17 protein-coding genes and 1 pseudogene are annotated in these 21,060 nt (G+C 60.8%); 8 read left to right on the top strand and 10 right to left on the bottom strand.

The genetic code is table 11. The features are described from left to right. Positions 1 to 208: 208 nt before the first annotated feature. The 3 genes from V3W40_RS04280 to V3W40_RS04270 all read left to right on the top strand — a co-directional run bounded on the left by V3W40_RS04280 (position 209) and on the right by V3W40_RS04270 (position 6,442). A complete protein-coding gene (locus V3W40_RS04280; protein WP_065924271.1) occupies positions 209 to 2,077 on the top strand; it encodes a DUF1302 domain-containing protein in 1,869 nt (622 codons plus the stop codon). 29 nt (positions 2,078 to 2,106) lie between these two features. After that, positions 2,107 to 3,471 carry a DUF1329 domain-containing protein gene (locus V3W40_RS04275; RefSeq protein WP_065924270.1) on the top strand — a complete coding sequence of 455 codons (1,365 nt, stop codon included), beginning with the start codon at positions 2,107 to 2,109 and terminating at the stop codon, positions 3,469 to 3,471. 241 nt (positions 3,472 to 3,712) lie between these two features. Next, a complete protein-coding gene (locus V3W40_RS04270) occupies positions 3,713 to 6,442 on the top strand; it encodes a LuxR C-terminal-related transcriptional regulator (RefSeq protein ID WP_330214507.1) in 2,730 nt (909 codons plus the stop codon). 12 nt (positions 6,443 to 6,454) lie between these two features. Here V3W40_RS04270 and V3W40_RS04265 read toward each other — a convergent pair whose 3' ends face one another. The 4 genes from V3W40_RS04265 to V3W40_RS04250 are packed head-to-tail and all read right to left on the bottom strand — an operon-like array spanning position 6,455 to position 9,900. After that, the gene (locus V3W40_RS04265; RefSeq protein ID WP_065938550.1) at positions 6,455 to 7,015 is read right to left on the bottom strand and encodes a PqiC family protein; all 561 of its coding nucleotides are present in this window, start codon (positions 7,013 to 7,015) and stop codon (positions 6,455 to 6,457) included. A gap of 17 nt (positions 7,016 to 7,032) precedes the next feature. Continuing rightward, a complete protein-coding gene (locus V3W40_RS04260) occupies positions 7,033 to 8,688 on the bottom strand; it encodes a PqiB family protein (RefSeq protein ID WP_098480362.1) in 1,656 nt (551 codons plus the stop codon). Further along, positions 8,669 to 9,313, bottom strand: coding sequence for a paraquat-inducible protein A (locus V3W40_RS04255; protein ID WP_330214506.1), 645 nt, complete (start codon positions 9,311 to 9,313; stop codon positions 8,669 to 8,671). The genes V3W40_RS04260 and V3W40_RS04255 overlap by 20 nt, the downstream gene beginning before the upstream one ends. Then, positions 9,310 to 9,900, bottom strand: coding sequence for a paraquat-inducible protein A (locus V3W40_RS04250; protein WP_027604773.1), 591 nt, complete (start codon positions 9,898 to 9,900; stop codon positions 9,310 to 9,312). Before V3W40_RS04250 ends, V3W40_RS04255 begins: the two co-directional genes overlap by 4 nt. A 144-nt stretch (positions 9,901 to 10,044) precedes the next feature. On the opposite strand from V3W40_RS04250, the gene V3W40_RS04245 reads away from it, so the two are divergent. Continuing rightward, a complete protein-coding gene (locus V3W40_RS04245; RefSeq protein ID WP_330214505.1) occupies positions 10,045 to 10,689 on the top strand; it encodes an MBL fold metallo-hydrolase in 645 nt (214 codons plus the stop codon). A 216-nt stretch (positions 10,690 to 10,905) separates the two neighbouring features. After that, on the top strand, positions 10,906 to 11,679 hold the full coding sequence (locus tag V3W40_RS04240; protein ID WP_053131457.1) for an OmpA family protein: 774 nt from the start codon (positions 10,906 to 10,908) through the stop codon (positions 11,677 to 11,679). A 64-nt stretch (positions 11,680 to 11,743) separates the two neighbouring features. Here V3W40_RS04240 and V3W40_RS34655 read toward each other — a convergent pair whose 3' ends face one another. Then, a complete protein-coding gene (locus V3W40_RS34655) occupies positions 11,744 to 12,607 on the bottom strand; it encodes a methyl-accepting chemotaxis protein (protein WP_407003260.1) in 864 nt (287 codons plus the stop codon). Beyond that, positions 12,599 to 13,384: pseudogene (locus tag V3W40_RS34650) on the bottom strand (MCP four helix bundle domain-containing protein); the annotation flags it as partial. The pseudogene V3W40_RS34650 and the gene V3W40_RS34655, both read right to left, overlap by 9 nt. 415 nt (positions 13,385 to 13,799) lie before the next feature. Between V3W40_RS34650 and V3W40_RS04230 the strand changes: the two are divergent. From V3W40_RS04230 to V3W40_RS04220, 3 genes are read left to right on the top strand one after another with little or no spacing between them, the layout of a single operon-like run. After that, positions 13,800 to 15,200: a cytochrome c gene (locus tag V3W40_RS04230; RefSeq protein ID WP_330214503.1), complete on the top strand. Its 1,401-nt coding sequence runs from the start codon at positions 13,800 to 13,802 to the stop codon at positions 15,198 to 15,200. Between the two features lie 3 nt (positions 15,201 to 15,203). Continuing rightward, complete coding sequence (locus V3W40_RS04225; RefSeq protein ID WP_315336774.1) at positions 15,204 to 15,722, top strand: sugar dehydrogenase complex small subunit; 519 nt, start codon at positions 15,204 to 15,206, stop codon at positions 15,720 to 15,722. Next, the gene (locus tag V3W40_RS04220) at positions 15,719 to 17,353 is read left to right on the top strand and encodes a GMC family oxidoreductase (RefSeq protein WP_330214502.1); all 1,635 of its coding nucleotides are present in this window, start codon (positions 15,719 to 15,721) and stop codon (positions 17,351 to 17,353) included. Before V3W40_RS04225 ends, V3W40_RS04220 begins: the two co-directional genes overlap by 4 nt. Before the next feature lie 73 nt (positions 17,354 to 17,426). Here V3W40_RS04220 and V3W40_RS04215 read toward each other — a convergent pair whose 3' ends face one another. The 4 genes from V3W40_RS04215 to V3W40_RS04200 form a co-directional block, all read right to left on the bottom strand. Further along, complete coding sequence (locus V3W40_RS04215) at positions 17,427 to 18,008, bottom strand: BON domain-containing protein (RefSeq protein ID WP_027604770.1); 582 nt, start codon at positions 18,006 to 18,008, stop codon at positions 17,427 to 17,429. Beyond that, positions 18,005 to 18,598: a phosphoheptose isomerase gene (locus V3W40_RS04210; RefSeq protein ID WP_007904374.1), complete on the bottom strand. Its 594-nt coding sequence runs from the start codon at positions 18,596 to 18,598 to the stop codon at positions 18,005 to 18,007. The genes V3W40_RS04215 and V3W40_RS04210 overlap by 4 nt, the downstream gene beginning before the upstream one ends. Before the next feature lie 92 nt (positions 18,599 to 18,690). Then, a complete protein-coding gene (locus V3W40_RS04205) occupies positions 18,691 to 19,062 on the bottom strand; it encodes a YraN family protein (RefSeq protein ID WP_065924262.1) in 372 nt (123 codons plus the stop codon). Further along, positions 19,062 to 20,873, bottom strand: a complete 1,812-nt coding sequence (locus V3W40_RS04200) for a penicillin-binding protein activator (RefSeq protein ID WP_027604768.1) — start codon at positions 20,871 to 20,873, stop codon at positions 19,062 to 19,064. Before V3W40_RS04200 ends, V3W40_RS04205 begins: the two co-directional genes overlap by 1 nt. Positions 20,874 to 21,060 lie beyond the last annotated feature (187 nt).

The following is a 21,060-nucleotide window of genomic DNA, read 5'->3' as shown; positions in this document are numbered from 1 at the left end:
GACGGGTTGGTGATGCAAATCACACTTTAGAGGGATCAAGCGATACCCCCTGCTGGCTATAGTCCCACCCAGAGTTTTTCAAGGATGCATCGCTTCGGGCCATGGAGGTTCAGTTGCCAGGCGGCATTGGAATCGTTGTATTCCGGCCGTTACAAGCATCACAGAACAAACTCACTGCCATAACAATAATGCACATGGAGTAGCGTCGATGACCTCAGTAAACCAGTTCTGGCGCCGGGCAAGACTGCCCCTGGCCGTCAGTCTCGCCTCTACGCTCGCCGGGCCCGCATTCGGCGTCAGTTTCAATATCGGTGAAATCGAAGGGAGTTTTGACTCGTCGCTGTCTGTGGGGGCGAGCTGGTCGACAGCCAAGCCCAACCAGGACCTGATCGGTGCCAACAACGGCGGCAACGGTCTGTCACAGACCTCCGATGACGGCCACTTGAACTTCAAGCGTGGCGAAACGTTCTCGAAGATTTTCAAGGGCATTCATGACCTGGAGTTGAAATACGGCGACACCGGCGTGTTTGTGCGCGGCAAGTACTGGTATGACTTCGAACTGCAGGATGAGAGCCGCGAGTTCAAGGACATCAGCAACAACAACCGCAAAGAGGGCGCCAAGTCTTCTGGCGGGCAGATTCTCGATGCGTTTATCTACCACAACTACTCCATTGCCGATCAGCCCGGCAACGTGCGGTTCGGTAAGCAGGTAGTGAGCTGGGGTGAAAGTACTTTCATCGGTGGTGGCATCAACTCCATTAACCCGATCGATGTGTCTGCATTCCGTCGTCCGGGCGCCGAAATCAAGGAAGGTTTGATTCCGGTCAACATGTTCTACGTGTCGCAGACCCTGACCGATAACTTGTCGGCGGAAGCCTTTTATCAGTTGGAATGGGACCAGACCGTTACCGATAACTGCGGCACTTTCTTCTCTCAGCCTGATGTTATTTCCGATGGCTGCAGTGACAATTTGCGAGTATTGAACAGCCGTCGCTTCCTACCCGCCGGAGTACTGCCAGGGCTCGCCGCAAATGGCGTCGACGTTAACAACGAGGGCGTATTGGTGCGTCGCGGCCCGGATCGTGATGCGCGCGACAGTGGTCAGTTCGGTGTCGCGTTCCATTACAACTACGAGCCTCTGGATACAGAGTTCGGCGCTTACTTCATGAACTACCACAGCCGCGCTCCGATCTTCAGTGCCCAGGGCGCCCCGCAATCGAAATACACCGGCGCAACGCCAGGTGTGCCTGGTCAATTGCGTCCGCTGGTGGTCGCGGGTAACTCCAATTATTTCGTTGAGTACCCAGAGGATATTCGTCTCTATGGCTTGAGTTTCTCCACCACCCTGCCCACGGGGACTGCATGGAGCGGCGAGTTTAGCTACCGCCCCAATGCCCCGGTCCAACTGAGCACCACCGACATCCTGTTTGCCGGTGTGAAGCCTATTGGTGGGCCGGTCCTCGGCAATGCGTCGTTGCTCAACGGGGCTCCGGGCCAGGACTTGCATGGTTATCGTCGTAAGGAAATCAGCCAGTTCCAAACGACATTTACCCACTTCTTCGACCAAGTCATGGGCGCTAGCCGTTTGACCCTGGTGGGTGAAGTAGGTGTAACCCATGTGGGTGGTCTGGAGAGCAAGTCGGATGTGCGCTACGGTCGTGACCCTGTCTTCGGCCCTGGTACGCTGCCGAATAATGCCTGTGCGGCGTTGAACACGTCTACGGCTCAAGGCGCCGGCCTGGCAAATGCCAACGGGCTGAACACTAACTGCAACAACGATGGCTTCACCACTGCCACTTCCTGGGGGTATCGCGGTCGGGCTATCTGGGAATACCCGGACGTTTTCGCCGGCGTAAACCTCAAGCCAAACGTGGCATGGTCCCATGACGTCAAGGGGTACTCCCCGGGTCCTGGCGCCAACTTCGAAGAGGGCCGCAAAGCCGTCAGTCTGGGCCTGGATGCCGAATACCAGAACACCTACACCGCCAGCCTGAACTACACCAACTTTTTCGGTGGTGATTTCAGCACGGTGAATGACCGCGACTTCGTCGCCCTGAGCTTCGGCGCCAACTTCTAAGCACACTGTATTTTCAGGAAGACCAGAACATGAAAATAACCAAAAGTCTGTTGCACGTGGGTGTGCTTGGGCTGTCGATCCTGGCGAGCAATGTCATGGCGGCAGTGTCGGCGGATGAGGCCGCCAAGCTGGGCACGACCCTGACGCCGATGGGCGCGGAAATGGCCGGTAACGCGGCCGGCACCATCCCGAAATGGTCGCCGATGCCGACCAACGCCGGCGCTGTGGATGCCAAAGGTTTCCTCGCCAACCCGTACGCCAGTGAGCAACCGCAGTTCACCATCACCGCGCAGAACGTCGAGCAGTACAAGGACAAGCTGGCACCGGGGCAGTACGCGATGTTCAAGCGTTACCCGGAAACCTTCAAGATGCCGGTCTACCCGACCCATCGCGGCGCTACCGTACCGGCCGATGTGTTCGCCTCCATCAAGAAGAACGCCACCACCACCAACCTCGTGTCTGGCGGCAACGGCCTGGAAAACTTCGAAACCGCCATACCGTTCCCGATCCCGAAAAGCGGCGTGGAAGTCATCTGGAACCACATCACCCGTTATCGCGGTGGCAGCGTGACCCGCCTGGTGACCCAGGCCACGCCGCAAACCAACGGCTCCTACAGCCTGGTGTACTTCCGCGACCAGTTCGTGTTCCGCGACAAGATGAAGGACTTCGACCCGAAGAACCCGGGTAACGTGCTGTTCTACTTCAAGCAGCAAGTGACCGCCCCGGCACGTCTGGCCGGTGGTGTGCTGCTGGTGCACGAAACCCTGGACCAGGTGAAGGAGCCGCGTTCGGCGTGGGTCTACAACGCCGGCCAGCGCCGCGTGCGCCGGGCGCCGCAAGTGTCCTATGACGGGCCGGGTACCGCCGCCGACGGCCTGCGTACCTCCGACAACCTCGACATGTACAACGGTGCGCCGGACCGCTACGACTGGAAACTGGAAGGCAAGAAGGAAATCTACATCGCCTCCAACAGCTACAAGATCGATGATCCGAAGCTCAAGTACGCCGACATCATCAAGGCCGGCCACATCAACCAGGACCTGGCACGCTACGAGCTGCGCCGTGTCTGGCACGTGGTCGCGACCTTGAAGGAAGGCCAGCGCCACATCTACGCCAAGCGTGACTTCTACATCGACGAAGACACCTGGCAAGCCGCAGTGATCGACCACTACGACGGCCGTGGCCAACTGTGGCGTGTCGCCGAAGCCCATGCCGAGAACTACTACGACAAGCAAGTGCCGTGGTACGCCCTGGAAACCCTCTACGACCTCCAGTCCGGCCGCTACCTGGCCCTGGGCATGAAGAACGAAGAAAAGCAGGCCTATGACTTCGGCTTCACCGCCACCACCAGCGACTTCACCCCGGCGGCCCTGCGCCAGGACGGTGTTCGCTAAGCTGCACGAGTAACTCAAGGTGGGAGGGGGCTTGCCCCCGATAGCGATGTGACAGTCAGCGCAGCATTGACTGATCCGCCTCTATCGGGAGCAAGCCCCCTTCCACTTTTTGTTTGCGGCGATATTTCTTGTCTCAGTTCTTTTTCAGGCAAATGTTGCAAAGATCTACAAACCCGCCGCTTTTACCGCTAGTCTGCGGACATCTGCAATGCCGACAACAGCCTTCTACAAGAGCCCGGCGATGACTGATCTGTCCCGAATCCAAGGGCCTGCCAGCCGGGTAATCCCGACCCTGGAAGGTCGCTTCTACAGGCCCCCGCTGCCTGATGGCTACGTGCTGCGCCCGCGCCTGTGTGAACGGCTGGGCGCCGGCCTGGAGGGGCGGTTGCTGCTGGTCTGCGCACCGGCCGGGTTCGGCAAGAGTTCGTTGGCGGTGGAGTTCTGCCAGGGCCTGCCGGCTCACTGGCACAGCCTGTGGCTGGGCCTGAGCCCACGGGACAACGACCCAGGGCGTTTTCTTGAGCGCCTTCTCGAAGGGTTGCAGCACTACTTCCCGGCACTCGGCACCCAATCCCTGGGCTTGCTGAAAATGCGCCAGCGTCACCAACCCTTTGCGTTTGAAGAGTGGCTCGACGGCCTGCTCGATGAGCTGACCGTGCACCTGTCCACCCGTGCGCCATTATTACTGGTGCTGGATGACTACCATCTGGCCCAGGGACCGGTGCTGGACCGTTGCCTGCAATTTTTCCTCAACCATTTGCCCGATGGCCTGGTGGTGCTGGTCACCAGTCGCCAGCGCCCGGACTGGCATCTGGCGCGCTTGCGGTTGTCACGGCATTTGCTGGAGTTGCACGAGCAAGACCTGCGCCTGACCCATGCCGAATCCCAGGCGTTGCTGGATCGCCACAGCAGTTCCTTGAGTGGTGAAGCCCTCGACAACCTCATCCGCCGCAGCGAAGGCTGGGTGGCCGGCCTGCGATTTTGGCTGCTGGCGGCTTCCGAAGCCGGCAATGAGGGCGCCTTGCCGCAAAGCCTGCACGGTGGGGAAGGGCTGATCCGCGACTACCTGCTGGAAGAAGTGATCGACTGCCTGCCTCCCGAAGTGCAGGCGTTCCTGTTCGACACCGCGCCCCAGGAGCGTTTTTGCAGCGAGCTGTGCGATGCCGTGCGCGAAGCCCATGACAGCGCCGAGATCCTGCGTTACCTGCAAGCCCACCAGGTGTTTCTGGTGCCGTTGGACGAGCAGGGGCACTGGTACCGTTATCATCATTTGTTCTCCGACCTGCTGCGCACCCGCCGCGCGAGCAGCAATGTATTGCCGGCCGCCAGCCTGCACCTGCGCGCTTGCCGTTGGTTCAACGCCCAGGGCTTGATCGACGAGGCGGTGGAGCAGGCGTTGCGCGCCGGGCACCTCGACGTGGCGGCCAACCTGGTGCAGAACCTGTCCGAAGAACAACTGCTGGCCGAGCAGAATGTCGGCATGTTGCTGCGCTGGAAAATGGACTTGCCCGACAGCCTGCTGATTAGCACGCCGCGCCTGATTGTGCTGTACAGCTGGGCATTGGGGTTGGCCTGCCAGCTGGATGCGGCGGAGGAATTATCCGCGTACCTCAGTCGCTTCCTGCCGGCGCCCTCGGCCACTGCACAGCGCTCGATGCTGGCCCAGTGGCTTGCGCTGAGCGGGATTATCGCCCGGGGCCGCGGGGATCGTGAATTGACTCAGCGCTATTGCAGCGAGGCGTTGGAAAGCCTGCCGCAACGGCGTTACGGCCAGCGTCTGGTGTGCCTGTCGACCCTGTCCAACCTGGCCATCGCCGATGGTGATTTGTGGCGCGCCCGTGGCCTGAACCGCGAATCCCTGGAACTGGCGCAGCGGGTCGGCAACCCGCTGTTCGAGGCCCTGGCCCATTACGACCGTGCACGGGTGCTGCAGGCCCGTGGCGAAATCCTGCGCGCGCTCGATGAGGTGCGCCAGGGCCTGCAGCGCCTGCACGGCCTGGCACCGCAGCGACTGTATGCGGTGCGTGCGCGGCTGTCGCTTTACGAAGGCTATTTGCTGTTGATGCGCAACCAGCCCGAAACCGGCATTGCCCTCCTGCGCGCAGGCCTGGCCGAGGCGCGGGCCTGCCGCGATATCAGCGTGCTGATCGGCCATTGCGTGATCGCCAGCTTCGAAGGGCGGCGCCATGACTTTCCCAAAGCCTTCGCCGAACTCGCCGAAGCCGAGCGCCTGATGCATATCTGGGATGTGCCGCCGATCTACTACCTGGCGATGATTACCCTGATCAAATGCGAACTGTGGCTGGCCCAGGGCCGCACCGACCTGGCGGATGCCTGGCTGACGCGCCTGGGGCAGACTTACCACGGCGAACAGGCCGCCGCTGCACCGGAATTCCACCCGCACTTGCCGCAACATATCGGGCTGCAACAAGCCGCCCTCGATGCCGTGCGCCATCAGCCCCAGGCGGCGCTGGAGCGGCTCGAAGCACTGGCGCAACAGGCCCACGACAGTGGGCGCCAGATGATTGCCCTGATGGCGCTGACCCAGCAGAACCAGTTGCTGCTCGAGTGCGGTCAGGAAGCCAGGGCGCGGCCGGTGCTGGCCCAGGCGCTTGAGGCGGGCGCCGGGGGCGCGTTACAGCCGTTCCAGCGCTTGTTGGACGGGCATCCGGACTGGATGCGTGAGCAATTGGGCAAGGACCCGCAAGGTGTGTTGCACCAGAGCCTGCTCGCGCTTCTCCCGGCGGTCGTGACGCCCGAGGTCACGACTGGCCACGAAACCCTGAGCACGCGCGAGCTGGCGGTCCTGCAACTGATCGCCCAAGGCTGCTCCAACCAGGAAATCAGCAACCAGCTGTTTATCTCCCTGCACACCGTCAAGACCCACGCCAGCCACATCAACAGCAAACTTGGGGTGGAGCGACGCACCCAGGCCGTGGCGCGAGCCAAGGCCATGGGCTTGCTGGCGTAAGTGCCGGACGGTTTACGGTGTCGTCGGGCACTGGCCGGCTGACCTGTCGACCGCCTGGCTGACCTGCGCGGCAAAGCGCTTGAGATTGTTTTGATGGGCGAGCACCACGTTGTCAATGCTCGGCCCGGCGGGCGACTGCAACGTGGTCCGGCAGGTCAGCGGTGGGCGCTCGGTGCCACCGGCCGGGCGCAGGCGCCATTTGACGTCGAGCAATGCGTATTGGCCGGGTACGGAGTCAAAGCGCTGCACTTCAAGACGCAACAACATCGATTGTCGAGGGTTGCTGTTGGCCAATTGGTCGACCAGCGCACTCCTCAGCTCATCCGCGAGGCTCGCAGCCCACCACTGGGTTTCCAGGATCGCCACGCCGCTGTCGCCCTGGCGAATCACGATCTGCGGTCGGTCGACCTGGGGTGGAACGGTGATGCTTTCGATCCGGATGCTGCCCGCGTCGGCCCCAGTGGCCGTATTCCAGTGCGCCGGTGTCAGCGTATGAAAGGTAATCGGAGTACTGCTGCACGCCGCCAGCAACAGCAGCATGCCGACCACTGTGATTTTCAACGGAAACGTCATGGCGCTTGCTCCAGGGGTCATTTGCGCGGAGGTCCTTGCAGGTCCAGGGGCGCGGCGTTGTCGGGGCGTCCGCGAATCAGCGATTCCGGGTGACGGCCCAGGTAGTCCGACAGCTCGCGCAGGGAGCGCGACATGCGCCCCAGTTCATCCAGGGTCTGGGTCAGTTGCTCGCGCTGCGGTGAATCCTCGGCCAGGGTGGAACTGGCCGATTGCAGGGTCTTGCTCACGTCAGCCAGGGTGTTCTGCACGCCGGGCAGGGTCTTGGCATTGAATTGGGTCAGGCCTTTGCGCAGCTCGACCAGGTTGCTGTCGAGGTTGCCGGCAATACGTTCGATCGGCAGTTGGTTGATCTTGTTGACGATGCTCTCGAGTTTTTCCTGCAGTTGCTCGAGGTTGCCGGGAATGGTTGGAATGCTGACCGGGCGCAGGCTGGGGTCAAATTTGACCTTCTCGGCTTTCGGGTAGAAGTCCAGCGCGATGTATAACTGGCCGGTCAACAGGTTGCCGCTGCGTGCCTGGGCGCGCAGGCCATTTTCGATGAACGAGCCGATCAGCCGTACGCCGGCGGCCTCATCGTTGGGGTCATGGTTCATGACCTTGAGCAGTTTGGTGTGGGCCTGTCCGAGCAACTGTGGATAGATCACGATACCGACGTTGAGTGGGAAGCTGCGTTTACTGGCATCGAAGTCGAGGTTGATCGATACCACTTTGCCAAACTCGACGCCGAGGAACTCCACCGGCGCCCCGACCTTGAGCCCGCGCAATGCCTGGTCGAAGCGCAGGGCCATGTATTGCCCCTCGCCATTGGGTGGGGCGAGGGCGCTGTCCTGGTCGTCGAAGAGCTCAAAGGTACGTGCCTCGTCGGCCGGTTTGTCGTTGGGGCTGTACGGCGGCGCCCGAAAGGCGATACCACCGACCAGCATGGACGAAAGCGATTCGGTCTTCAGCGCGAAGCCATTGGCGCCGACGCTCAGGTCAACCCCGCTGGCATTCCAGAAACGCGTGTTTTCGGTGACATAGGCATCATTGGGCGCATGCACGAACACCTCGACATTGACACCCTTGCCTTCGGCATCCAACTCGTAGGCCACCACCTGGCCGACCTCGATTTTGCGGTAGTACACCGGTGAGCCGATATCCAGCGAACCGAGGGTCTGCGTGTGCAGCGTGAAACGCTTGCCCGGTTCGCCGTAGGTGATGGGCGGCGGGTTTTCCAGGCCTTTGAACTGCTTGGCACGGGTCTCCGATTGGCCGATGTCGGCACCTATGTAGTCGCCGGAGAGCAGGGTGTCGATGCCGGATACGCCGCCGGCGCCGATACGCGGGCGTACCACCCAGAACTGCGAATCGGCGCGGGTGAAGCTTTCGGCCTGCTTGGCCAGTTGAACCGTGGCGTTGACGCTTTTCTGGTCGTCGCTCAAGGCGACGTCGGTCACCTGGCCGATCACCACGTTGCGGTACTTGACCTCGGTTTTGTTCGCGGTCAGACCGCTGCCGGTCTTGAAATTGAGGGTGATGGTCGGGCCCTGCTGGAGGACGCTGTGTACCACCAGCGAAATCCCCACCAGCACCGCGACGATCGGCACGATCCACACCAGCGAAACGCTGAAGCGCCGTGTCTTGATTGCAGGCGATCCTGGGGCTTGCGGGGTGTCAGTGGGATGTGACGTCATCCGCGGTCTCCTTGTTGTGTGGGGTTTCCCAGATCAGCCTCGGGTCGAAGCTCATGGCGGCCAGCATGGTAAACACCACCACCAGGCCGAAAAACAGGATACCCAGGCGCGGCTCGATGGTGCCTAGGGCCTGGAACTTCACCAGTGCGGCCACCAGCGCGACCACGATGACATCCAGCATCGACCAGTAGCCAATCAGTTCGACGAAGCGGAACAGCTTCGAACGTTCCTTGCGTGCCCAAAGGCTATTGCGCTGCACGGTGACCAGCAGCAGGGCCAGGGACACAAACTTGATGCCGGGCACTGCGATGCTGGCGATGAAAATAATCAGCGCAATGTCCCACGCGCCGTGCTGCCAGAACTCCAACACCCCACTCATGATAGTACTGTCCGCCCCCGAGCCGAGCATGGTGGTGTTCATCACCGGCAGGAGATTGGCCGGCACATAGAACGCCAGCGCGGTGAGCATGTAGGCCCAGGTGCGCCTCAGGGAACTGACCTTGCGCCGGTGCAAGGGCGCGCCGCAGCGCTCGCATTCGTTCGGCCCGTCGCGCATGTCGCAGGACAATCCGCAGCTGTGACAGAGGCACAGGCCGAGCTCGCTGGCCGTCGGCGGTGTGTTCATACGCTGTCCCACAGGTCGCGCACATCACGCCCGGCAATGCGGATCAGCAACAGGCTGAGCACGGCCAGGGCAAACAGGCCGGTGCCGGGGATCACATCAAGCATGCCGGCCAGCTTGAACACCGCCACCATTGCCCCGAGCAGACACACCTCCAGCATGCTCCAGGGCCTGAGTGCCTCCAGCCAACGCATGCACAATCGGAACGCCGGTGAGCGCTTGCCCGCGAGGGCGAAGCTCAAGACCCACATCAGCAGCAGTAACTGGAACACTGGCGCGATGATGATGGAAATGGCCGCCACCAACGCGATAAACGTGATCGGCCCCAGGCTCAGCGCTACCACCGAGTCCCATAGCGTGGCGCTGCTTTTCAGGCCTTGCAGGCTGATACTCATCACGGGATAGAAATTGGCGAACGTCCACAGCACCGCAGCCGTCAGCGTCAGGGCGAGACGCTGTTGCACGGTCAGGCCGTTGTAGCGCTGGAGCACGCCTGCGCAACGTATGCAGTGGGCTTTTTGATGTTTGGCGAGCGTGACTTTTTCGTACACGCAGTCGCAGTGCTCGCAGATGATCAGTTGATTCGCCATGGGGCTCGCTCCAACGCGGCATGCTTGTGGGGGCCTGGATTGTTTTTCGATGGCGCTGGCAAGCTTAGCAGTCGCTGCTCTTCAGGTCTGGCGCCTCGTCAACCATACTGTGCGGAATATGCCATAGAGCCCGCAGGAGCACCGATGAATATTGAAAAAGCCGCGCTGATCCGCGAAACCTTCCCGGTCGGCCCGTTGCAGTGCAACTGCACGATCATTGGCGACCCCATCACCAAAAAGGCCATCGTGGTCGACCCGGGTGGCAACCATGAGTTGATCCTGGCACGTCTCGATGCGCTGGGCCTGAAAGTGGTGAGCATCATCCACACCCATGCCCATCTCGATCACTTCCTGGCCTCGGGGCAATTGAAGGAAAAGACCGGTGCCACCCTGCATCTGCACAAGGAAGACCAGTTTCTCTGGGACAACCTGAAGATGCAGTGCCAGATGTTTGGTGTGCCCTACACCCCGGTGCCGTCGCCGGATCGCTGGCTGGCCGATGATGAGGCGTTGGCCTGCGGATGCGGTGTTGCGCTGCATACACCGGGGCACACGCCAGGTTCGATGAGCTTCTGGTTTGCCGATGCCAAACTGCTGATTGCCGGGGACACGCTGTTTCGGCGCGGCGTAGGGCGTACGGATTTGTGGGGTGGGGACCAGGCGACGATCGTGCGTTCGATCAAGCAGCGGCTCTACACGCTGGACGAAGGCGCGACGGTGGTGACCGGTCATGGCCCGGATACGCGCCTGGGTGACGAGATGCGTGAGAACCCGTTTGTGCGGGCGTGAAAGGAAGTGTTCAAACGGCAATCCGCTGTAGCAAAAACTCAGGCCGCGTTCAGCGTGTGTCTGCTACGGTTTCTGTCGTAGCGCAAGTCCCGAACGTTTTGTTACAGCTCGGGGCGCGCCCACGGAATTTTTACCGTTTGTCGCGTTCCAAACTCGGCACGGGTCCATTGCCAATGTCCTTTGCACCACAGAATGCAAAAAGTAGGAGCTCCCTTCATGTTCACTCCGCGTCGTCTGCTTGTTGTTGCTACCGCCGTAGCCCTGTTGTCCGGCTGCGCTTCACCTAATCCTTATGACGGCAGCAGCCAGGGACAGGCGAATAATGAATCCAGCGGTATGAGCAAGACCGCCAAGTACGGTGGCCTGGGTGCCCTGGCCGGTGCATTGGCGGGTGCTGCCATCGACCATAACAACCGTGGCAAGGGCGCGCTGATCGGTGCGGTGGTTGCGGGTGCCGGCGCTGCGGGTTATGGCTACTACGCCGACCAGCAGGAAAAGAAACTGCGCGAGAGCATGGCCAATACCGGGGTTGAAGTTCAGCGCCAGGGCGACCAGATCAAGCTGATCATGCCGGGTAACATCACGTTCGCCACCAACTCGGACGCGATCTCCAGCAGCTTCTACCAGCCGCTGAACAACCTGGCCAACTCCCTCAAGCAGTTCAACCAGAACACCATCCAGATCGTCGGCTACACCGACAGCACCGGCAGCCGCCAACTGAACATGGACCTGTCCCAGCGTCGTGCCCAGAGCGTGGCCAACTACCTGACTTCCCAAGGCGTCAACGGTGCGAACCTCAGCGCGCGCGGTGCCGGCCCGGATAACCCGATTGCCAGCAACGCCGACGTGAACGGTCGTGCGCAGAACCGTCGCGTAGAAGTAAACCTCGGCCCGATCCCCGGCCAGCAGTACGGCCAGCCTGGCGCGCAGCAACAGGCGCCGCAGCAGAACAACCAGTTCCAGGGCAACCCGTATCAGCAATACCAATAAACGCTGACCACTAAAAAGGGCGCCATGCAGTCAATGCATGGCGCCCTTTTTGTCGCCGGATATTTTACAGGTGGAACCGGCTGACGAGGGTGTTGAAAGACGTCGCGAGGTTCGACAACTCTTGGGTCGATGCATTGGTCTGGTGCGCGCCGGCTGCTGTTTGTGTCGACAGGTCCTGGATATTCACCAGGTTGCGGTCGACTTCACGCGCCACATGGGCCTGTTCTTCCGAGGCTGTTGCGATCACCAGGTTGCGCTCGTTGATCTGGGAAATTCCCTCGGCGATCTGTTCCAGCGCCTCGCCCGTGGCCTGGGCCAGGGTCTGGGTGTCGTTGACCAAGGCCTGGCTTTTGCCCATGGCGCCTACGGCCTGGTCGGCACTGCTTTGCACAGCATTGATCATGCTTTCGATCTCTCCGGTCGAGGCCTGGGTGCGGGCGGCGAGGGCGCGTACTTCATCCGCGACCACGGCAAAGCCGCGACCTTGCTCCCCGGCCCTGGCAGCCTCGATGGCGGCATTGAGGGCCAGCAGGTTGGTCTGCTCGGCAATGCCCCGAATCACGTCCAAGACCTTGCCGATATCACGCACCTGGCCGGCCAGGTCCTTGACCATGGTGGTCGACGTGTCGATCTCGCCAGTGGCGTGGTTGATCGCGGTGACAGCCTTGCGCGCCTGGTCGCGGCCGTTGGTGGCCTGTTCACTGGTGGTGCGGGAAGCCTCGGAGGTGGACACCGCATTACGCGCCACTTCTTCTACCGCTGAGGTCATCTCGGTCACCGCCGTCGCGGCTTGCTGGATCTCGTCGTTCTGGCGAACCAGGCTGCGGCTGCCGTTATCGGTAACCGCTGTGAGTTCTTCTGCGGCAGACGCCAATTGGTCAGAGGCGCTGGCAATTTGCTGGATCGTTTGCTTCAAGCTCGATTGCATATCGCCCAGTGCGCTCAACAGTTGGCCGGTTTCGTCGCGGCTGGTGCTGACGATGGCCTGGGTCAGGTCGCCATCGGCAATGCGTCGTGCGCTGGTCACGGCCGTGGCAATTGGGCGGCTGATCAAGCGGCTGATAAACAGGCCCAAAAGGATCGCCGCAATAAACGCCAGCACAATGCCCGAGTACAGGGTTTTCTTCGCCAAAGATTCTTGCACCGTTGCATCCGTTGCGTTCTCTGCAACCTGGCGATCATTGGAGTCGACCATGATGGTCAGCTCATCCATCACGGTTCGATAGTTTTTTTGCAGGTCACCGAACAGCAGCGTTCGCGCCTTATCCAGCTCATGCGCATTCAGCAGTGCGATGTACTGCTGGACCATGGCTTGATACACCGGCCAGTCACGCTCCATTTTATCGCCGGCTGCGCGCTCATCATCCGCCAGAGGGCGCTGGCGATAGAGGGTAAATGCCTTCTCGCTTGCCAGTCGATTGGCGTTCATCGAGGCGATGAATTCGTCTTTCACCGACTGGGATGCATCGCTGGCGTGGGCGATATACAGGCGATACAGATCGCGACTTTGCCCCACGGCTTTGATCTTGGTCTGAGCGCTGTTGGCGATGGCGACCAGGTTGTTGTTGAACACCGACCTGAGGCTTTCCGACAGCGCAGATACCCCCCGGCTACCCAGCACGCCCACGCCCAGGGTAATCAGGGCGCAGAGTGAAAAGGAGGTGATCAGTTTGGTTGAGAGTTTTGCATCGTTAAGCCAGCTCATCGGTTCGTCCTGGGAGATGCTGATGGATTCATCAACGAAGTGAGGGCCGGCACCTCGGCGGTGACGGCAGTTGTCGTACCTCTATCGACAGCGTTTTACAGGACTGAAGGCTAAATGACAGCACACACGTTCAAGCATCACGAAAATTTAAAGAAATTCGTCTGTTTTTTTCAAAAATATCATTAACGTGACCACGAAGAATTCCGGTGATGCTTCGAAAGCATTGATTTAGACGCGTCTGAATGGATGCTCGACTGATGTCATTTGGCCTTTAAATTTGTTGCCAAATATTGCGTCGCGTGAAATATTCGCGGCGTGCTGTCATATGACGTCCTATGACATCTCGAATTTTCGATGATTCACAGCAACGTGTGAGTCCTCGAAAGTCATGAATACAGTGCTTAAGGTAAAAGTCATGCCGCGTAAAACGGGTAGGGGAACAAGCACTAGGTATGTGCTGGCGAGCGTGCTCACGCTTGTCGCGTGTATCGCCAGCAGTGCTCAGGGCCAGGCGCTGGATGACTCTTCGTCACCCGGCAAGCGCCTGGCGATCGCAGCGGATTGCGTGGCGTGTCACACCGCGCCAGGCGGCCAGCCTTTTGCGGGCGGCTACCCGCTCAGCTCGCCGATGGGGGTGATTTATTCGACCAATATCACCCCGTCCAAATCTGCGGGTATCGGCGGCTATACCGCTGAGCAATTCGCTCGTGCGGTAAGGGACGGCGTCACGCCGAATGGCACGCACCTCTATCCAGCAATGCCTTACACCTCCTACGCGAAGATGACCGATGCCGATGTAGCGGACCTCTACCACTACTTCATGCACGAAGTGCAGCCCGTCGACGCCACGACACAGAAGACCGATCTGGACTTCCCGTTCAACATCCGCGCGTCGATGCTTGGCTGGAATGCGTTATTCCATAGCCAGAAGCGCTTCACCCCGGATCCCGGGAAATCCGCCGAAGTGAACCGTGGCGACTACTTGGTTAATGCCCTGGCCCACTGCGACACCTGCCACACCCCGCGCAATGTGCTGATGGCGGCCGATAACAGCAAGCCACTCGCCGGTGGCGCATTGGGCAGTTGGTACGCGCCCAACATCACTTCTGACAAAACCAGCGGCATCGGCGCCTGGTCCAGCGATGATCTGGTAGCTTACCTGCGTACCGGCCATGTGGAAGGCAAGGCGCAGGCCGCCGGGCCAATGGCCGAAGCGGTCGAGCACAGCCTGCAACATCTGGACGATGTCGACCTCAAGGCCATCGCCGCTTACCTGCTGCAAACCCAGCCGATCAACACCGGTGAGACCAAAGCTCGGCATGAGTTCGGCCAAGCCTCCAGCGATGAGTTGACCCTGCGCGGTGGCAAACCCGAAGACAACCCTGGCTGGCATATTTTCAGCGGCACCTGCGCCAACTGTCACCAGGCCAATGGCCAGGGCACCCGTGAATACCCGTCGCTGTTCCACAACACCGCCACCAGTCGCAGCGACAACCTGATCGCCGCAATCGTCTATGGCGTGCACCGCGAGGTGGATGGCGTGGCTATCGACATGCCGGCGTTCGGCCCGGATGCGTTGTTTACCGATCGCCTCAATGACCAGCAGATTGCCGACGTGAGCAACTATGTGCTGTCCCGCTACGGCAATGATGCGCAGAAGGTGTCCGCCGCCGATGTGGCTCAGGTTCGCGCGGGTGGCCCCAAGGCGCCGTTGGCGGTGATGGCCAAGTTCGCGCCTTCGGCGATCATCCTTGCCTGCATCCTGATTGCCTTGGCGGTGATCCTAATTGTCCGTCGCCGACGTCTGGAGGTTTGAACCATGGACTCATCAATCAATGCACTCTCACGCCGCAGCTTGTTGCGCGGCTCGGTCACGTTGGGGTTGACCGCGCTGGTCAGCGGCCTGGTGCCCTGGCAGTCGGTTATGGCGGCCGCTCAGTCGGACGCCGACTTTGCGGCCCTGTCGCAGTTTCTGGTCAGTCGTCCGGTCAACGCGGTTCTGGCGGCTCGTTACTACGCGGCCCTGGATAAACGTGCGCCGAACTTTTCGACCCATGTGATCGCCCTCAAGCAGTTGATCGCCGAACGTGGCCTCAAGCATGTCGATGATTACCTGGCGCTGGCCGATGCCGATCCGTCGTTGAAGATAACGGCTACCAGCATCATTTCGGCCTGGTATCTGGGTATCGTCGGCGAGCCGGCCGACGCGGAACTCGTCAGCTACAGCGAAGCGCTGATGTACCGGCCCACTCACGGCACTCTCATCATCCCCACTTACGGTGGCGGCCCGGACTCATGGGGCCCCAAACCTAAAGCGCCACAGGACTTCAAACTATGAGCAAGGCTGATTTCGATGCCGACGTAGTCATCATCGGCTCCGGTGTCATGGGCGGGCTGATTGCCACCGGCTTGGCCAAGGCGAACAAGTCGGTGATCGTTCTTGAGGCCGGCCCTCGGGTCAATCGCCGCGATGTGGTGGAAACCTTTCGCAATGCGCCGGTCAAGCTGTCACTGGCCAACGCCAAACTGCAGGGCGCAGGTTCGCCGTACCCGAGCCTGCCCCACGCGCCGTCGACCTATGGCGATTACCTGCAGCAGGTCGGCCCGGTCAAATACAACACCTCGTATTTGCGGGTGGTGGGTGGCACCACCTGGCACTTCGGCTCATCGTTATGGCGCATGTTGCCGAACGATTTTCGCCTGAAATCGTTGTATGGCCAGGGCCGCGACTGGCCGATTAGCTACGACGAGCTGGAACCGTTCTACGCCCGCGCCGAAACTGAGCTGGGCGTCTCCGGCGTCGACGGCCAGGACGAGAGCGGGCAGGGCGGTGAGGCTTACCCGCCGCGTTCGATCCCGTACCCGATGGAAGGCCTCAAGCCCAGCTATATGTTCACGCGTCTTTCGGAAATGCTCGGCAAGGGCGGCTATAACCCGATCCTGGAGCCCAACGGCCGCGCGACCCGTCCGTACGGCAAGCGACCGCCGTGCGCCGGCAATAACAACTGCAACCCGGTGTGCCCGATTGCCGCCAAGTACGACGGCTCGATGCACATCGACGAGGCCGAGCGTCATGGCGCCAAGGTTCTGGAAAACTCGGTGGTGTATAAGATTGAGGCGGGGGAGGACGGCAAGATCACTGCTGTCTGGTACATGCGCCCCGACAAGTCGACCCACAAGCTGACGGCGCGTTATTTCGTGTTGGCCGCCTATGGCATCGAATCGCCGAAGCTGTTGCTGATGTCGACCTCCGACAAATACCCTAATGGCATTGCTAACTCGTCCGACCAGGTGGGCCGCAACCTGATGGACCACACTGGCATCAGCATGAACGTCATGACCAAGGAAGACATGTGGCCCGGAGAGGGCCCCACTCAACTACTGGTGTACCTGAACCGTCGCGACGGTGCGTTCCGCAAGGACTACCCCGGCTACAAGATCAAGGTCCGCAACACCGTGCCGACGTCGCAAATCACTTCCAACCTGATCGCCAAGGGCGTGCTGGGTTCCAAGCTGGATGAGCAGATTCGCCTGCAGTCCGCACGCTCACTCAACTGGGCGGTGGACTTCGAGACCTTGCCGCTGCCGGAAAACCGCGTCACCCCGAGCAAGACCAAGTTCGATGCCATAGGCCTGCCGGTGCCGGAGATCTATTACAGCGTTCCAGCCTATTGGCATGCCGGTAAAGAGAAGGCCCTGGAGGACTTCAAGCAGTTCGCCAAGCTGCTGGATGCGGATATCCTCAGTACGGACGTCGGTTTCCAGAACCGTCAGCACATCATGGGCACGACCATCATGGGTGATGACCCGAAGGACTCGGTGGTTGACCGGGATTGTCGCAGCCATGATCACGCGAACCTGTTTATTGCGGGCACCAGCGTGATGCCGTCGTCATCCTGCGTGAACCCGACGCTGACCGGTGCCGCCTTGAGCATTCGTATCGCCGACGTGCTGGTGAGTGAAGTCTGAGTCACCAGGCCGCTCGATAAAAAAGCCCCCTGACGCCAATGGCGCAGGGGGCTTTTTTTGTACGGGATTTATATCAGTCGATGTATTCGAACACTTTCACAATCTTCTGTACGCCCGAGACGCCCTGCACCAGGTTGGCTGCACGCGTGGCTTCGGCCTGGGTCAGCAGGCCCATCAGGTAGACGATACCGTTATCGGTGACGACTTTGATCCGCGAGCCGGGAATCGCGTTGTCGGTCAGCATCTGTGCCTTTATCTTGGTCGTCAGCAGGGCATCGTTGCTGATGGCCAGCAGGGTGATCGGGTCCATGACCTGCAATTCGTTGTGGACCTTCTTGACCCGCTGTACGGCCGAGGCTGCCTGTTCGGCCTGGGCCTTGAGGTCGGCGCGTGGCGTTTGGCCTGCGAGCAGTACCACGCCGTTGAAGCTGGTCACGACGATGCGTGAAGCACCGTTGCCCAGGTCCGTGGCGGCTTTGGCAATGTTGACTTCGACCTTGGTTTCGATCAGCGAGTCGTCAATCTTGCTGCCGAAGGTGCGGGTGCCCTTGTCATCCTGAATAGGGGTGTCACGTGTCGCAGTGATTGCCGTGCTGCAGCCGCTGATGCCGAGGCACAACGTAATGGCCAAAAGGCCGAGGCGGTTAACGGTCATTCTTCACTCCCAAACAGTTGGCTGTCGATCAGATCGCACAGGCAATGGATCGCCAGCAGGTGGACTTCCTGAATACGTGCGGTGACATTGGCCGGGACGCGAATCTCCACATCTTCGGGCAGCAGCAGCGAGGCCATGCCGCCGCCGTCGCGTCCGGTCAATGCTACGACAATCATTTCGCGATCATGTGCGGCCTGGATCGCTTGAATAATATTCGCCGAGTTGCCGCTGGTGGAGATCGCCAGCAGCACATCGCCTGGTTGGCCCAGGGCGCGGATCTGCTTGGAGAAGATTTCGTTGTAGCTGTAGTCGTTGGCGATCGAGGTGATCGTCGACGAATCGGTGGTCAAGGCGATGGCCGGCAGGCTCGGGCGCTCACGTTCGAAGCGGTTGAGCAGCTCGGACGAAAAATGCTGGGCATCGCCGGCCGAACCGCCGTTGCCGCACGAAAGCATTTTGCCTTCGTTGAGCAAGGCATTGACCATGACCTGACTGGCTTGCTCGATGTGCGGTGCAAGTACGTCCATCGCCTGTTGCTTGGTGTCGATGCTGGCCTGGAAAAGCTGGCGAATTCTGGATTGCATGTCCATCTGTGTGACCTTAAGTAGCGCGGCTGTTTGGCACAGGAATGTGCAGCCCGCAAAGCAAAGAGCAAAAGTGTGTGGTGAAGATGTCCGGTGAATCAGCTGTCGAAGGCATTTTGCAGCCAGTTCAGATCAACCTGACCAGACGGTGTGCTTTCCATGGCAACCACATCGAAACGGCAGGGGGCGTCGGCCCAGCGATGCTCTTCTTGCAGGAAAAACTGCGCAGCGAGTATCAGCTTCTGACGCTTGCGCCCGTCGATACTGGCGAGCGCGCCACCCCATTGTGCGTGTTTTCTGTAGCGGACTTCGACGAATACTACTGTATCGCCGTCAAGCATGACCAGATCAAGCTCGCCGCGTTTACACAACCAGTTCTGCGCCAGCAGGCGCAGACCCTGTTGTTGCAAGTGTTTCAATGCTTGAAGTTCGGCATCCTTGCCGCTTTGTGCAGTAGACCGCTCCGGCATCAGCGCGGGGTGTCCGGCAGGCGCTGGATCTCGCCACCAACGAACTTCGCCCATGGCATCTGGCGATCGACGCGCTGGTTGGTGCTGATGCCCAGGTTGCCCGAGAGGCCGTCAATGCGTGTATCCGGCAGTGCCTTCAACTGGCCCAGGCGCGGGGCCAGGCGGTAGGCGTCGACGCCCATCGCATACAGGCGGCCAAGGCTGCCGTTGGCTTGCGGCCATTGTGCGGCAACCTGGTTACGCAGCGGGTCGGTGGTGTTGAGCAGCCAAGGGGTTTCGCAGAACATCACGTTGGTCATGTCCAGGTATTGGTTCTTGTCACCGCTGGCGCTGAATACGTGGGACGTGGCGTACACCGGCACATCACCGGCGTACTGGAAGTTCAGGGTCGGCTTGATCTGCTGGGCCAGTTGCGGGGTAACGGCCAGGAAGATGAACTCGATGTCCTGGCGACGTGACGGCTGGGCCGCTACGTCTGTGCCCACTGTGCTTTGCAGGCTCTTGGCGCGGCCTTCGCTTTTACGCAGTTGGAACAGGTCGGCAATTTGCTGGGCGAGGGCGACCGGCTGGTCGACATACTCGACACCGACAACCGTGCCACCGTTGGCTTCCCAATCCTGGCGGAAGGCCTTGTAGACACGCTCGCCCCACTCGCCACGGGGCACCATGGCAGCGGCGCGGTGCAGGCCATCGGCACGGGCGCGGCGCGACACTTCGCGGGCTTCGTCTTCAGCGGCCAGGCCGAACTGGAACAATTGCGCCGGGCCCTGATCGGTCTCGCTGTAGTTCAACGCCAGCGTGGTGATCGGTAGCTGAGGGCGCGTGCTGAGCTGCTTGACCAATGGCTTCTCCAGCGGACCAACTACCAATTGCACGCCTGCAGCCTGGGCCTTGGCATAGAAGTCGTCGATGGAGGCCAGGCGCGAGCTGTCATAGAACTCGATGACCGGTGGCTTCTGCCCGGCTTGTTCAGCCTGGTAGTGCGCCGCCATGAAACCTTCGCGCAGGGCCTTGCCGACGGAGGCCAGCGGGCCTTCCTGGGGCAGCAGCAGGGCGATCTTGTTCAAGGGCTGGCTGGCCAGCTCCTTGAGCTTGGTCAGCGGGGTTGGCAGTTGCACGGCGGCCGGGTGGCCCGGGTTCTGTGCGCGCCAGGTGTCTATGGCGGCCTGCTGTTGCTCAAGCGTACCGGCGCCCTTGACCGCTTGGGCCAGGGTAATCCAGCCGTCCAGGGTCGGGTTGCCGCTGGCTTGCAGTTGTTCCGCAGGCAGTGCGGCAATCAAGGTCCAGATGGCTTCGTGATTGCTTTTGGCGGCATCGCCGCTGAGCAGTGGCGCCATGGCGACGCGCTCGCGGGCAGCGGCCAGGGTCTGGCCATCGGCTTCATAAGCGCGGGCGTGCACGGTGCCAGTGCGAATCTGCTGTTCGGTCGGCAGCTCCTTCAGGCTTTGCAGGCTCGGATGGTTCAAGGCGGTCAACGCGGCCTTGGGCTGGTTGCGCGTCATGGCCAATTCGGCAGCCAGGGTGCTGGCAAAGACTTGCGCGGCTGGCTTGAGGACATCCAGGGACACTTGCGCAAGAATCTGCGACGAGCGGCCAGGGTTGTTCTGGCGGTAGGCCATGTCTGCCGCACTCAGGCGCAGCAACGCGGCCTTTTCTGGCGTCTTGGCGGTGGTGGCCTGTTCGAGCAGTTGCTCGATACTGGCGTCCGGGGTCCGTGGAAGGTCGCCAAGGCTGGACGAGGGCGAGCTGGCGCAAGCGGCCAGTAAGGCAGCGAGGCAGAGGGCGGAGAGCAGCCGCAGGCAAGCGATCATGTAAGTGTTCCTGATACCGATCAAATTAGCGTGGAATTGTACCCAAGCACTGGCCCAGGCGCGATGTTACTGGCGTGAAACCGTCGATTTAGGTCGTGCAAGTGGTGCGATCAGCCATGCACGGCTGAAAAGCCATCGGCCGTGATGGCATATTTTCAAGGCGCCTACGCGCTACAATATGGCTTTT

This window comes from Pseudomonas sp. AM8, assembly GCF_036346475.1.
GTDB classification, from domain to species: domain Bacteria; phylum Pseudomonadota; class Gammaproteobacteria; order Pseudomonadales; family Pseudomonadaceae; genus Aquipseudomonas; species Aquipseudomonas marginalis.
Note: the sequence above shows the minus strand (reverse complement) of the source record. Positions and strands in the feature narration are given on the sequence as shown.

What these genes read in the sequence shown, in the direction of transcription:
- V3W40_RS04280 (WP_065924271.1), top strand. Translation starts at nt 209, where the DNA reads ATGACCTCAGTAAACCAGTTCTGGCGCCGGGCAAGACTGCCCCTGGCC.
- V3W40_RS04275 (WP_065924270.1), top strand. Translation starts at nt 2,107, where the DNA reads ATGAAAATAACCAAAAGTCTGTTGCACGTGGGTGTGCTTGGGCTGTCG.
- V3W40_RS04270 (WP_330214507.1), top strand. Translation starts at nt 3,713, where the DNA reads ATGACTGATCTGTCCCGAATCCAAGGGCCTGCCAGCCGGGTAATCCCG.
- V3W40_RS04265 (WP_065938550.1), bottom strand. Translation starts at nt 7,015, where the DNA reads ATGACGTTTCCGTTGAAAATCACAGTGGTCGGCATGCTGCTGTTGCTG.
- V3W40_RS04260 (WP_098480362.1), bottom strand. Translation starts at nt 8,688, where the DNA reads ATGACGTCACATCCCACTGACACCCCGCAAGCCCCAGGATCGCCTGCA.
- V3W40_RS04255 (WP_330214506.1), bottom strand. Translation starts at nt 9,313, where the DNA reads ATGAACACACCGCCGACGGCCAGCGAGCTCGGCCTGTGCCTCTGTCAC.
- V3W40_RS04250 (WP_027604773.1), bottom strand. Translation starts at nt 9,900, where the DNA reads ATGGCGAATCAACTGATCATCTGCGAGCACTGCGACTGCGTGTACGAA.
- V3W40_RS04245 (WP_330214505.1), top strand. Translation starts at nt 10,045, where the DNA reads ATGAATATTGAAAAAGCCGCGCTGATCCGCGAAACCTTCCCGGTCGGC.
- V3W40_RS04240 (WP_053131457.1), top strand. Translation starts at nt 10,906, where the DNA reads ATGTTCACTCCGCGTCGTCTGCTTGTTGTTGCTACCGCCGTAGCCCTG.
- V3W40_RS34655 (WP_407003260.1), bottom strand. Translation starts at nt 12,607, where the DNA reads ATGCAATCGAGCTTGAAGCAAACGATCCAGCAAATTGCCAGCGCCTCT.
- V3W40_RS04230 (WP_330214503.1), top strand. Translation starts at nt 13,800, where the DNA reads ATGCCGCGTAAAACGGGTAGGGGAACAAGCACTAGGTATGTGCTGGCG.
- V3W40_RS04225 (WP_315336774.1), top strand. Translation starts at nt 15,204, where the DNA reads ATGGACTCATCAATCAATGCACTCTCACGCCGCAGCTTGTTGCGCGGC.
- V3W40_RS04220 (WP_330214502.1), top strand. Translation starts at nt 15,719, where the DNA reads ATGAGCAAGGCTGATTTCGATGCCGACGTAGTCATCATCGGCTCCGGT.
- V3W40_RS04215 (WP_027604770.1), bottom strand. Translation starts at nt 18,008, where the DNA reads ATGACCGTTAACCGCCTCGGCCTTTTGGCCATTACGTTGTGCCTCGGC.
- V3W40_RS04210 (WP_007904374.1), bottom strand. Translation starts at nt 18,598, where the DNA reads ATGGACATGCAATCCAGAATTCGCCAGCTTTTCCAGGCCAGCATCGAC.
- V3W40_RS04205 (WP_065924262.1), bottom strand. Translation starts at nt 19,062, where the DNA reads ATGCCGGAGCGGTCTACTGCACAAAGCGGCAAGGATGCCGAACTTCAA.
- V3W40_RS04200 (WP_027604768.1), bottom strand. Translation starts at nt 20,873, where the DNA reads ATGATCGCTTGCCTGCGGCTGCTCTCCGCCCTCTGCCTCGCTGCCTTA.